The organism is Microcoleus sp. OTE_8_concoct_300, assembly GCF_031383065.1.
Classification (GTDB): domain Bacteria; phylum Cyanobacteriota; class Cyanobacteriia; order Cyanobacteriales; family Microcoleaceae; genus Microcoleus.
The window spans coordinates 44641-57886 of the sequence record NZ_JANMZH010000504.1 but is presented as its reverse complement, the minus strand read 5'-3'; the positions used below and the strand labels follow the sequence as shown (position 1 = coordinate 57886).

At 46.3% G+C, this 13246-nt stretch carries 12 protein-coding genes; 3 read left to right on the top strand and 9 right to left on the bottom strand.

Features of this window, described 5'->3' with window-relative positions:
* From ACUVJL_RS23100 to ACUVJL_RS23080, 5 genes are all read right to left on the bottom strand, one after another.
* Positions 1-314 (bottom strand): hypothetical protein (locus ACUVJL_RS23100; protein WP_445247971.1); only part of this gene is annotated, 314 nt, incomplete at its 3' end.
* 137 nt (positions 315-451) lie between these two features.
* Positions 452-1162, bottom strand: a complete 711-nt coding sequence (locus ACUVJL_RS23095; protein WP_445247970.1) for a hypothetical protein — start codon at positions 1160-1162, stop codon at positions 452-454.
* 336 nt (positions 1163-1498) lie between these two features.
* Positions 1499-2872, bottom strand: coding sequence for a tyrosine-type recombinase/integrase (locus tag ACUVJL_RS23090; protein ID WP_445247969.1), 1374 nt, complete (start codon positions 2870-2872; stop codon positions 1499-1501).
* Between the two features lie 402 nt (positions 2873-3274).
* Positions 3275-3487 carry a hypothetical protein gene (locus tag ACUVJL_RS23085; protein WP_445247975.1) on the bottom strand — a complete coding sequence of 71 codons (213 nt, stop codon included), beginning with the start codon at positions 3485-3487 and terminating at the stop codon, positions 3275-3277.
* A gap of 161 nt (positions 3488-3648) precedes the next feature.
* Positions 3649-3909 (bottom strand): hypothetical protein, encoded by a 261-nt coding sequence (locus ACUVJL_RS23080; protein ID WP_445247968.1) that lies wholly within the window; start codon positions 3907-3909, stop codon positions 3649-3651.
* Positions 3910-4228: 319 nt separating this feature from the next.
* Between ACUVJL_RS23080 and ACUVJL_RS23075 the strand changes: the two genes are divergently transcribed.
* Positions 4229-4780, top strand: a complete 552-nt coding sequence (locus tag ACUVJL_RS23075; protein WP_333122595.1) for a DUF2854 domain-containing protein — start codon at positions 4229-4231, stop codon at positions 4778-4780.
* Positions 4781-4994: 214 nt separating this feature from the next.
* Positions 4995-6077 (top strand): FAD-dependent monooxygenase, encoded by a 1083-nt coding sequence (locus tag ACUVJL_RS23070; RefSeq protein ID WP_445247967.1) that lies wholly within the window; start codon positions 4995-4997, stop codon positions 6075-6077.
* Between the two features lie 21 nt (positions 6078-6098).
* On the opposite strand, the gene ACUVJL_RS23065 is transcribed toward ACUVJL_RS23070, so the two are convergent.
* The 4 genes from ACUVJL_RS23065 to ACUVJL_RS23050 form a co-directional block, all read right to left on the bottom strand.
* Positions 6099-6293, bottom strand: coding sequence for a hypothetical protein (locus tag ACUVJL_RS23065; protein ID WP_445247966.1), 195 nt, complete (start codon positions 6291-6293; stop codon positions 6099-6101).
* A 40-nt stretch (positions 6294-6333) separates the two neighbouring features.
* Positions 6334-6681, bottom strand: a complete 348-nt coding sequence (locus ACUVJL_RS23060) for a DUF779 domain-containing protein (RefSeq protein WP_445247965.1) — start codon at positions 6679-6681, stop codon at positions 6334-6336.
* A gap of 173 nt (positions 6682-6854) precedes the next feature.
* The gene (exaC, locus tag ACUVJL_RS23055) at positions 6855-8375 is read right to left on the bottom strand and encodes an acetaldehyde dehydrogenase ExaC (protein ID WP_445247964.1); all 1521 of its coding nucleotides are present in this window, start codon (positions 8373-8375) and stop codon (positions 6855-6857) included.
* A 211-nt stretch (positions 8376-8586) separates the two neighbouring features.
* Entirely contained in the window at positions 8587-9834 is a 1248-nt protein-coding gene (locus ACUVJL_RS23050; RefSeq protein ID WP_445247963.1) for a hybrid sensor histidine kinase/response regulator, read from the bottom strand.
* Between the two features lie 594 nt (positions 9835-10428).
* Here ACUVJL_RS23050 and ACUVJL_RS23045 point away from each other — a divergent pair.
* Positions 10429-13113 (top strand): endonuclease MutS2, encoded by a 2685-nt coding sequence (locus ACUVJL_RS23045; protein WP_445247974.1) that lies wholly within the window; start codon positions 10429-10431, stop codon positions 13111-13113.
* The last annotated feature ends 133 nt before the right edge of the window (positions 13114-13246 follow it).

Sequence of the window (13246 nt, the reverse complement as noted above, 5' to 3'; positions counted from 1 at the left end):
GAGGGCTGTTCTTGGCAGTATTGAGCAAACTCGGTTGTGACCTCAGCTAGCAAGGCAACTAGCTCGTTGCTGTCACCTTTAAACCCCTCCTGCCTAACCCCATCAAACAGAAGCTGGTAAAACTCCTTAAGGAAGCAATATTTGACGTAATTCGCGTTGTAGTGGATAAATCTTGCTTTGACTGTTGCGTTTTTTGGACTTTCCTTTTTTAAGAATGAGTCCTTGTACTGAATCATCCCGTCTTTTTGAATCATCTCAATTTGAGGTGAGATAAGGCTTCTCGTTTCGTACCAAGGGGTAGTTTCAATTTCCATTGTTTATTCTCGACAGCTAAGTGTTTTCAATCACGTGACACAGGTGAATAAAAGAAAAGACTTATTACCTGAGCAAGTAAGTCCTTTCCCACGAATAGCCGCCCGTGTTAGGCGGCTAACCCTAGAAATGAAGGTAGTTAAAACTCAAGCAATATGTCGTTTAGCTCCTCCCGTGTAGGCGGGAACTGTCCGCCCCGTTCGTAGTGGGTAAGTAGCCGCTTCCAAGTAACTCCAGACTTTATGTCACCAAAGTGCTTGGCGTAAGCGTAGATTCCTCGCTCTTGCGCCTCCGCAACCATCGCCAATCTATCTTTAGCAGCGGTTCGCCGTTCTACTGCCTGGTAGTGTTGAGTCATCCTCACGCATTCGGGTAGTGGCTCGTAGTACGCAGAAGCAATATCGTCAACATAATCCAAAGCCCGCATGGTGTTGATAGTGGCTGGCATCCAACAAGCCAGCTTAAGCACGGCTCGTGGGGGCAACAGGTAGTTAAGATGAGGTTTACCTATCCAACACAGCCCTAATACGGGTTCCGAGTGCTGCAAGAATGTCTCCGGGCAAGCAAAAAGCCCGTCACTTGTTAGTTGCCCTTCAAAATTGCGAATTAACCTGTCTGTAGTTTTTGGCTCGACGGTGTAAATGGCATCTACCTGTTCTGGCAGTAGCACCGGAGCTTGGTAGTAGTGCAGCCAGTGGGCGCTACGGCAAACAGTAAGAACCTGAAGCGCTACCGTATGGGAAATACCGTCAAACACGGCATCCCGATACCAACGAAGCGCCAGAGGAGCGTCCCACGAGTACGTTAAAAATTGCGATCGGGGGTCGCTCGCACAAAGATTTTGTGACATAATAAAGCTCTCAATTGCTTAGACCAATTGAGAAAACAGCAGTCATCGGGGTGCAACCCGGTGGCTGTGTGGCTGTCTCTCACTTTTTACGATCGCAGTATTTTGCGCCTCGCGTCAACCCTCAAAATCGGTCATATTCAGTCTTTTTATACAAGTAGCCGCCTAACTTAGGCGGCTAAGCTTAAAAATGCACTTAAATACTCTCATTTATAGAGAATCACGTTTTGATTCACACCATACACATAGCGTGAGTGAAAGTTTTCTTCTTCCGTGCAGGACGATCGCCAATAAAAAAACCGCCCTTTTTAGGGGGCGGTCGGTAGGGTGGGAGTAGGGCTAGATATCTATCATCTCAACGGTGGTATCAATACCGAGGTAGTGTCGTTGAATTACTTCTACGCTATTACCACAGGCGGTAGCCAATAGCAATAAATCTGTACCCGATTGAGCCTGTAGGGTGATAAATGTGTGCCTGGTATGGTAAGGGCTTAGGTAGCCTGAGATTTTACCTTCCTCTACCAGTCGAGTAATTACACCGGGATAGGTATAGATTTTATTGTTTTTCTTCCCCCTATATTCTCTCCAAACAGCGTCTAAACTACCAGAGTTATATGATGCACCTTGAGTGTTGAAAAATATCAAGTCAGTAGACTTAACATCAGCAGGCTTGATACGCAACAGCAAGTCGTTAAGCTTAGGATAAAGCTTAAACAATCGAATTTCTTTAGTTTTCGTAACTTGCGTGTTTTGAAGCCTACCATTGTAGGATTTTCCAATTACCAGGTATTGATTATCTTTTCCTTTCCATACATCTTGCCACCTTAAAGCGAAGGCTTCACCACTGCGACATCCTGTTAAAAACAGAAACTCAATCAGAGGTGCTGCTTGACGGGTAGCGAGTTTATCGGATTCATAAAAAGCTTTGATAATGATGTCACGTTCATCTTTGGTAAAAGCACGAGTATCAGTATCTTCTGAAGTTAAGTCATGGTTGCTTGTGTTCCACCATTCTTGTATCTCACCATTGGCGTTAATTATTGACTTGTACTTATCAGTTTTGTTCTCGGTAATACCTCCGATTATTATGAACGGGTTAGCCGAAAGTTTGGTTTTGCCTAGTGATTGTAAGCGGGTAAACGCCTCTGCCAGCGCTGCTAAGACTTTGCGCTTTGTCGTAGAACTCAAGGGAGATTGCTTGAATCGATCAATATCTATCGCGTTTATAGGGTTATCCCAGATCGAACCGCAACTGCCAATAGTATGCGATCGTAGTCGGTTATCCCAGACTAAACCTTTCACAGCATTAGTAAACGCAATTTGATAATTCAATTTAAAAGTAGTTGGTTCTAGTTGTGGTTGTTTCCACTCCAAATAATCCTCCCACATTGCCCCAACAGTCATCTCAGGTTCTGGTTCTGGAATCGGTGCTGCCAGCTTGAGTTCAGCAGCATACTTGGTTTTTAAGCCGTACTTGGCAAAGCTGGGGTCAAACAATTGTTGCCAGTCTGGGTGCTGTAAGTCACCTTCAATCCTCCAAGCGATCGCGATCGCCTTTTGCCAGTTTTCGGGAGTGTCCTTCAGGCTTAAGCCCTGATGCTTTCGCTTGCCCCCAAAAATAGGATTGTATTTGGTACTGAACTGCAATCGGAGAGTACCGTTATCGGACTGAACTTTAACCGTCTCAGGTGTGGATTGTGTTTTGACGTACATATTGATTTTTCAAAGTCCTGCAAGGGTTTTGGCTTCTATCAACTTTCTAGCAAACTCTGGGATTCACAAAATCTGCATAGCGTGAGTGAAGCTGTAGAAACAATATAGCACGGTTATCACAAAATTTTGATCGATATGGTGATGAATTAGTCATTAGTTATTAGTCATTAGTCAGTAGTCATTAGTTTTCAGTGGTCAGTTGTCTGTTGTCAAATTTGCAGTTAGCAGTGTAGGTTCTTGTTAGCTATTAAGCTGTACTGCATTTAATTTACACTTTTTGGGCGGGCAAGGTGGCCACCCCACAAGATTTTTACTAACATAACTATCCAAATTAAATGCGCGACAACTAATGACCACTGACAACTACTGACTAATGACTACTGACTAATGACCACTAACTACTTAACTGTTAAAAGTACGCTTGAATTCTTCTAAGAGATCATCAATTTCTTCGATCGCCTGACTCACATCTATTCTCAGGGCTCCCAAGTCCGATCGATCTAACAGCCGCACGAGGGATTCCCGCTTGCTCTCGATCTCTGCTACGCGCTCTTTGATTGTCTGTGCATCCATTGTTTTTTTGCCTTTGCTAGTATTAACAAAAATATTTGACATTCTCCCCTGCCAACAGACGGGGATTCTTAATTCACCGACATACCTTTCTGGGCAAATCCTTCACTGTTTTTATATTGGATGTGATGAACGTGCTCAGGGTTTTTGGGTCTGTGTTATAGTTTGATTGTACATCAAAACTTCAGCAAAAGTTCAGCCAGATTTCAGCGCAAAAAAGGCGGACGTTTGGTCTCTGCGGGTTTATTTTTCATCATTCCAGCTAAAAATCGCTTCAGGGCCTTCTCCCGGTTTTTCATAAAAGCAGCCCAAAATCCCGGTTGATATTCATCCATTGTCTTGGCTAGGGCCCAGACATCGATCGCTAAGATATTATAAAGCCTTTCATCTTCGCGTTTGAGCGAGTTAATCTGCTCCAGAACCGACTTGTTTGCTCCTGCAGTTTGTTTGTCTTCGTCTTTAATCATGTCCGAAAAATGGTTGAAAGGGCAAGAGTGTCGATCGCGAGCGCCACTCTGTATACTTTGATGATACTGCCGATCTCGATTGCCTTCTGGAACCAACGCCGCGCAATTAACACGGATATTTACCCCGAACGCGCCCGGGCGAGTCCGGCTGGATAAGCTTCTGAAGCTATAGACAAGACTGTGGATGCACACCGCGAGCGCGCTCATAGATGCTAGCAGTTTTTGCAGGTCTTTTGGCAAAAAAACTAAATTTATTCAAGACTTTTTGACAGATAATAATTAAAGTATCTTGTTGATTCGAGCTAACTACCTCACTAATATGTTACGTAAAATTTCTTTAGCAAACCTAGCCTTAGTTGTGGGCGGTATTATAGCAGCAGTCGGGTTCGCAGCCTACTTCACAGACAAACCAACCCTCAACCTAGCCGGTTTTTTTTATGGAATTCCGCTGTTGCTGGGAGGTTTGGCCTTGAAAGCGGCCGAACTCGAACCAGTGGAGTTCACCGAACCTACCTCTGCTGAAGTTCTCCTCCTCCGAGAAAGTCAGGCCACAGATACTCAAAACCAAGTCCGCAAAGATATCACCCGATTTCGCTACGGTCAACCCGCGCACTTAGATGATGCTTTGGAGCGCTTGGGCCTGGCCCCGACAGACGAGGAACGACCCCTCCTACAAGGGTTGCGGGAAGTTGATGTTGATGGTGCTTATGGGTTAATTTTAGAGTTTTATTCGCCACTAATCCCGATCGAAGTCTGGGAAGAAAAGCAAGACAAAATAGCTACTTTTTTTGGACCAGGTTTGCGCGCACAAGTGAGTCACAAGGCTGGTGACAAAATTGAATTGGCTCTCATTAAAAATACTCAAGCTTAAAGTAGTCTTAAGTTTTGAGTTCGTGAATTTTGAAGTCGCCAATTAATAATTAATCCTGCATCAGCCCAGATACTGATAATAGCTGCAGGTTTCAAGCTGTCGCTATTATCAGCAAAATCTCAATCCGCAATTGAGCGATCGCCCCAATTGGATTTTCCTTAATTACAATAGTGTTTGAGAACCGATCGGCAATCTTAAATCAGGAGAAGCAATAATGCTTTCGTCCCAGAGTAGGATAGGTATTATCGGCGCCGGAGCATCAGGAGTTTATCTGGCAATTTTGCTGATTCAACAAGGATTTCAAGTTACCTTGTTTGAAAAAGCACCCCATCCGCGCACCGATGGCGGTGGTATCATGATCGTGCAAGCAGGTATGGAAGCGCTGCATCAAGGAAACCCTCAAATTAGCCAGAAAATTATTAACTCAGGCGCTCCGGTTAAATTATTCGAGTTTCGCAACCTCCGCGGCGATGTCATCAATTCTAAACCCGTCACCTCTGGGGAAAATCAACTCCCAGGAATGCTGGTACCCCGCAAAGCTATTTTAGAAGCACTCCTGGAGGAGTTACCCCCTGACACTATTCATTTTAATGCTGAATTATTGTCGATCGCCCAAACCGAGCATAGCGCGATCGCGCACTTTAAAGATGGCAGTCACTGGGAAGGAGATCTGTTAATTGGTGCCGATGGAATAGTTTCTAAGGTTCGTCAATTTGTAGTTCCGGGTGTAGAATTGTGTTATTTAGGTGATCTAGTATGGCGAGGAATTGTAACAGATAATAACTTCTGTCCAGAAGGAAACTATTTGCTTTATGTACGCGACCGAGGAATTTATGCCAATTTCGTTGATCTTGGTGCAAATCGTACTCATTGGGGTTTCTTTCTGGAAAAGGATCTGGCCGATTTTGAAGTAGGCACACTACAACCCACTAATATCATTATTCCTCCCCAAGAATTGGCAAAACTCCCAGAGGATGCGCGAAATGTGATTGAGTCAACCCCTTTGGAAAATATTGTCTGTCGTTATTCCTATGACATTGAGCCCCTGCCTCAACTATATGATGGCCGTGTTATCTTAATTGGTGACGCGGCTCACGCGCAAAGTCCGACACGCGCTAGAGGTATGACATCAGGTTGGGAAGATGGTTTGTCTTTATCACGACACCTCATGTCTAGTGCTAATATGGCAGAAGCTCTGGCAAATTTTCAAGCTGAAAGATTACCGATTGTCCACGAAGATCAACGCACTAGCCGTGAAATTAGTCAGCAAAGCAGGGCAAACGCCTCTAAATCCTGAAAGCTTTACGCTATCAGGGGTTTAATTTTGGGCAACCAAACTCAAATAATGGCTGAAACTTTTGTCCAGCAAGTATTCTAAAAATAAGATGCTTTTGCCCTCGTCAGAAAATTGGTCGTCGTTAGCCCACGCCAGAAACTTAGATAAAAACTTAAATAAAAATAGTTTTTTTCGCTGCCATGAAAGAAACCAGGTTTCAGGCTTAAGCAAATTCATGTTTTTAGAGAAACTGCAGACAAGTTAAGGATAAACAGAGTTAATCAGCATTAGCAAACAAGCGAGAACGAGTAATAAAACGCTCTCCATCCGGCCCTTCCAGGGAAAAATCGCTGCCTCCGGGTCCCGATGCCACGTCTATAATTAACTGCGTGTGCTGCCAATATTTGTATTGCTGCGCTGCAATATAAAAGGGACAACCGCCTATTTCGCCCAGCAATACGTCACCATCACCGATTATCAATTCGCCATCGGGAAAGCACATGGGGGAACTACCGTCGCAGCAGCCGCCGGATTGGTGAAACATCAATTCTCCGTGTTGAGTTTTGAGATAGTTGATTAATTTTAAAGCGGCTTCTGTTGCGGTGACTTTTGCGATCGTTTCCATTTTAGAAGAATAAAGAAGGAATATGGAAGCTCGACATCTGCGTGAATCCGCGTCAATCAATTGTCATCTGCGGTTACGAAATTCTCTTTTTTTTACCGCAGATGAGGGCAGATGCAACACAGATTAACGCAGATGAATTAGAGCAATTTTAGTTGTACGGGGTTTGATATGGCTTAGAAGAAACCTAATGCTTTGGGGCTGTAGCTGACTAACAAATTCTTAGTTTGCTGGTAGTGATCTAACATCATTTTGTGATTTTCGCGGCCGATACCAGATGATTTGTAGCCGCCGAATGCTGCGTGGGCCGGATATAGGTGATAGCAGTTTGTCCACACGCGGCCGGCTTGAACGGCGCGACCCATGCGGTAGGCGGTGTTGATGTCGCGAGTCCAAACTCCTGCACCTAAACCGTAGAGAGTATCGTTGGCAATTTCTAATGCTTCGGCTTCGTCTTTGAAGGTGGTGACTGCTAATACTGGGCCGAAGATTTCTTCTTGGAAAATTCGCATTTTGTTGTTTCCTTTGAAGACTGTAGGCTGGAAATAATAGCCGTCTTGCAAGTCGCCGCCTAAGATTTTTCTTTCGCCACCAATCAGGCATTCTGCGCCTTCGGCGTGACCGATTTTGACGTATTCGGCGATTTTTTCCATCTGGTTGATGGAGACTTGCGCGCCGAGGGCGGTTGTCGGATCTAAGGGGTTGTCTTGCTTGATTTGGCGGATGCGTTCGATCGCCCTTTCCATGAATCGATCGTAGATTGACTCCTGAATTAAGGCGCGGGAGGGACAGGTGCACACTTCGCCTTGATTGAACGCAAACATGACTAATCCTTCGACTGCTTTGTCGAGGAATTCATCATCTTGGGCGCAGATATCTTCAAAGAAAATGTTGGGGGATTTGCCGCCTAGTTCTAGGGTGACGGGGATGAGGTTTTGGGAGGCGTATTGCATGATTAGCCTGCCGGTGGTGGTTTCGCCGGTGAAGGCGACTTTGGCAATCCGGGGACTGGTGGCGAGGGTTTTGCCGATTTCGGCGCCTGGCCCGTTTATGACGTTGATTGCGCCGTCTGGTACTAAGTCGGCGATGATTTCCATCAGTACCAAGATTGAGGCGGGGGTGGGACCTGCTGGTTTGAGGACGACGCAGTTTCCGGCGGCGAGGGCTGGGGCGAGTTTCCAGGCGGCCATTAATATCGGGAAGTTCCAGGGGATGATTTGTCCGATGACGCCTAGGGGTTCGTGGAAGTGGTAGGCGACTGTGGTTTCGTCGAGTTCCCCGATCGAGCCTTCTTGAGTTCGGATGCAGCTTGCGAAGTAGCGGAAATGGTCGATCGCCAGCGGTATGTCTGCGGCGCGGGTTTCGCGAATTGGTTTACCGTTGTCCCAGGTTTCGGCGATGGCGAGGCGATCGAGGTTTTCTTCGATGCGATCGGCTATTTTGTTTAAAACCCGCGCCCTCTCGGCTGGGGAAGTCTTACCCCACTTGTCTTTCGCAGCGTGGGCGGCATCGAGTGCCAATTCTACATCCTCGACGCTCGATCGGGGGACTTGACAAATTGATTTTCCTGTTATTGGAGAAAGGTTTTCCGAGTATGTCCCTTTCACTGGTGGCACCCACTTGCCGCCGATAAAGTTGTCGTAGCGAGTTTGAAAAATCGACTGACTGCCGGATTGAACTGGTGCTGCTACTACCATTTTCTTACCTAATTAAATTTTATTTTCGCGGACGCTTGACATCTCTTAAACATAAACTATCGTCTATTTTTCGTAACTTCTGCCCTTTCCTATACAAAATTTTACATTTTTCAATTTTTGTGCAGTCATTGTAGGGGCGGATTCACAACCATTTTTGACTCAAACCAATAATCTCAAAAACCAGCCCCTACTCAAGGATAAATACTATTAATTAACTGTGACGCAGCGGGATTTCTATCCTAAATTTAGTACCTTTACCCGGTTCCGAAAAACACTTTAACTCTCCTTTGTGCTGCTCTACAATTATCCGATAGCTGAGAGCAAGTCCCAATGGGATGGTGGGTCCGGTCGGTTTGGCAACCAAAAATGGATCGGAAATTTGCGCTGTGATATCTTTGCTGATTGCCATGTCGTTATCAGCAATCTCAATACGAATCCGCTGAGCATCGACTACCTGAGTGCTAATCAAAATCACAGGCTTAAATTGGATTGATTCCAACTCCTCCAACTCTTGAGCAGACTCTTCCAAAGCATCGATCACATGATTGATAATATTCAGAAAAGCTTGATTGAGCAGACCTGCATAACACTCAATCTGTGGCAAATTGCCGAATTCTTTCATCACCTTGATGTCTCGCCTGCCCTCGCGAGCCGGTAAGCGGTGCTGCAACAACAACAGAGTATTTTCTAAACCGTCGGAAACATCGAATAACTGCCAGCCCGATCGATCGCTGCGGGAAAAATCCTGTAGCGACAAGATTAATTGGCGGATGCGATCGCTCCCGGTACGTATGGAACTCACAATTTTTAATAAATCGTCGAGAACGAATTCCACATCCATATCTTGCTGTTTTTGCAGAATTTCTGAGCCGGGATTGACTAGCTCTTTTTGATACAAGCGCAGCAGTTCAATTAAATCGGTAGCGTAGCTTCGGACGTGAGTTAGATTGCTGTAAATAAAAGTAATTGGGTTGTTAATTTCGTGGGCGATACCAGATACCAATTCGCCTAAACTCGACATTTTTTCACTTTGCAGCATTCGATCGCGCGACAGTTGCAATTCTTCCTGGGCGAGATCCAACTGCGCCCTCAACTCGCGCGCTCGCTTAGACGCGCGCACCCGCCCCAACAATTCCTGCTTAACTATCGGTTTAAACAGAAAATCGTCAAAGGGCGCCTCCAATTCTTGGGATTCTTCAAAGCGCGAGGCTGTTGTCAGCACAATAAAATAGGCCCTCGCTAATTCTCGATCGGCCTTCAGCAGCCGGCACAGATCCAAAAAGTTGATTTGAGGCGAAGTCCCGTCGCAAATTATCACATCCGGCGAAAATTCCCTCGCTAAGTCTAAACCCTCCTTACCGTCGGGAGCGACTCTCACCTGATGTCCCTCCCTCCCCAGCAACTCTTGCACGACTTCAACAGTCACAGCATCCCCGATGATCGCTAGAATCTTTGCCATACTTGTACCAGCTCCACAAATTACTTTTTAGGATACAACGGCCATAATTGCGCCGACATATTTAAAATTCCCAAATAGTTCAATCCCACAAAAAACAGCCCATCCCAGTTCGCTCAAACCCCAAAATAGCTAGGTAGAAGGTATAATTTTAGACGCGCCAGGCAAAAAAGCCAAATCTCGCCTTCGTAATTGGGCTTTTACATCACAGCTTTCTGGTGAAGGACGGCTGACAACTCTCCTAAATCTTCCTCAAGTTGCGCCCGGAAAGAATAAAAAAACTTTAAAATTAATCAATCAATACTTCGGACAGTTTCATGGCCCAGGTCCATAGGCGAGAAACCCGGTTTCTACGAGTTGGGCGGCAAGTCACGAGAAATTTACCAAATAACCGGGTTTAGCAAAGTCCCGAGTCCGCACAGTTGAACTTAGGTTTTGAGGCAAGTAGTCAGCTTTGTCCTGTGCAGGCAGATTGCGCTGGAACCCTCACTCTACTGTTGACTATCAAAAATTATCCGAAGAATTGATCGATAGTATCGTCTAATTAACCTTCTAGGTCAGCGCCTGGGAATGCCAATTACCAACACCACCTCAACTTTGATTCAATCCGAAACACTCGAACTATTAGAATGGCCGCGCCTGTGTCAGCACTTGGCTACCTTCGCTGCTACCAAACTCGGCGTCGCCGCCGCCCTCGACCTCCAAATCCCGGCAACGATAGCTCAAACAGCAGAACTCAAGGCCCAAACAGAGGAAGCTTATCAGTTAGAGAGTCGCGCTGGCGGTGCTTTGAGTTTTGAAGGAATCCAAGACATCGGCACTTCCCTGCAGCGAGCTGAACTCCAAGGTTTGCTCAGCGGCGAAGAATTGCTGGGAATTGCTACTACCCTCGCCGGAGCAAGGCAATTGCGCCGGATAATTGACTTTCAGTCAGATGTGCCGACGCTCAAAGAACTGGCAGCCCAATTGCGGACTTATCCGGAACTAGAGCAAGAAATCCATCGCTGTATAGACGATCGCGCTCAAGTAGCAGACAGAGCAACTCCTAAATTAGCAGGAATTAGAGTTCAAATGCGACAGTTGCGCGATCGTATTTATCAAATATTGCAGGGGATTTTGCAGCGCCAATCCAACGCCGTACAAGAACAGCTAATTACCCAAAGAAGCGGACGCTTTGTCATTCCCGTCAAAGCTCCCCAAAAAGATGCCATACCGGGCATCGTTCATGACTCCTCTGCCAGCGGCGCGACACTGTACGTAGAACCCCACAGCACAGTCAATCTTAACAACCAAATGCGGCAGTTACTCAGGCAAGAACAAGCCGAAGAAGAAGCAGTCCGCCGCGCCCTCACGGAGCAAGTCGCAGCAGTAAAACCCGATTTAGACAGATTGTTGGTTGTAGTTACAACTTTAGATTTAGCGGCCGCTAAAGCGCGTTATAGTTTTTGGTTGCAAGCAAATCCGCCGAAATTTATTGAATTGGGAGAACCCGAATTAGCACCAAAAAATCCCGAAACAGAAGATGAGGAAAAAGAAGATGAGGAAAACTCAGAAAACAGTCAATTATTAATTCGCAACCTGCGATCGCAAATTACCCTGCGCCAGTTGCGCCATCCTTTATTAGTTTGGCAGCAGCAATACGAGCAAGGCTTTCCAGTCGTGCCGGTCGATTTAACGATCGGACCGCACATCCGCGTCGTCGCCATCACCGGCCCCAACACTGGTGGCAAAACTGTCACCCTCAAAACCTTGGGCTTGGCAGCTTTAATGGCGAAAGCAGGAATGTTTGTTGCCGCCCGCGAACCCGTAGAATTACCTTGGTTCGACAATATTTTGGCTGATATTGGTGACGAACAATCTTTGCAGCAAAGTTTGTCTACTTTCTCCGGCCATATCCGCCGCATCAGCCGCATTTTAGAAGTATTGAAAAAAGGAGGAGAAGAGGATTCAAACCTCCCAATTCCCGATACTTCCACTACCCTTCGACTTCGCTCAGGAGACTCAATTCCCGATACTTCCACTACCCTTCGACTTCGCTCAGGGGACACGATTCCCGATTCCCAATTCCCCATTCCCGATTCCCAATTCCCCATTCCCAAATCTTTAGTTTTGTTAGACGAAGTAGGAGCGGGGACAGACCCCTCAGAAGGCAGTGCATTGGCGATCGCCCTGTTGAAATACCTCGCCCAACATTCCCTACTAACAGTTGCAACTACCCACTTTGGCGAACTCAAAGCCCTCAAATATCAAGACTCCCGCTTTGAAAATGCCTCAGTAGAATTTGACGACAATTCCATGCAGCCAACCTATCGCTTGCTGTGGGGAATTCCCGGACGTTCCAACGCCCTCACCATTGCCAAAAGACTCGGTTTGCTAGCATCCATAGTCGAAGAAGCTCAAACCTATGTCGGGGGGGCCTCTCAAGATGTTAATCAAGTGATTGCTGGACTCGAAGCACAGCGCCGGAAACAGGAAACTAAGGCCAGAGAAGCAACTCAACTGCTACACCAAACCGAAAAACTGCACAGAGAAGTTTCTCAAAAAGCAGCCGCTTTGCAAGAGCGGGAGCGAGAACTAAAAATAGCTCAGGAAGTGGCAGTAAATGAGGCGATAGGCTCGGCAAAATCAGAAATTGCTCAAATCATTCGTCGCTTACAGTCGGGCAACCAGACGGCTCAAAATGCCCAACAAGCGACAGAAACCTTAAATCAAATTTCTGAAAAACACCTGCCATCTCGCCAACAACCGGCTAAACCCAAACCGAGTTTTATGCCGAAAATGGGCGATCGCATCCGCATTCCCAGCTTGGGCCAAACCGCCGAAGTCCTCAGCGGCCCCGACGCTAACGAAGAGTTGAGCGTTCGGTTTGGGATTATGAAAATGACTGTCAAACTCGGAGAAATTGAATCCCTAGACGGTCAAAAACCGGAAACTAAAGCTCAATTAGCCAAGGTAGCAGCCCAAGCACAAGCACTCGCTACGGCTAAAGCTAAGCAAGCAGCGTCGGAACCTGCAAAACCCAATCCCGAAATCGCCATTCGCACTGCTAATAATTCGATCGACCTACGGGGTGCGAGAGTCTCAGACGCAGAAATCGAAATAGACAGAGCTCTTTCCAAAGCCGTGGAATACGGAGTTCTGTGGATAATTCACGGCAAAGGTACGGGACAGTTGCGGCGCGGCGTTCACGAGTTCCTCGCGAATCACCCGCAGGTTTCCCGCTTTGAACTCGCCAGTCAAAAAGAAGGAGGTGCAGGTGTGACGGTGGTTTATTTGAAATAGTCAGAATTGAGGGATTTCTGGTGGATTACTAATTATATGTTTGGATGCAGCAAAACAAGCTGGAATGAATCTATGATTTAGACTGCCTATAGCGAGTGTAAATGAGTTGTGATTTTTTTTACGAACCGCGAAG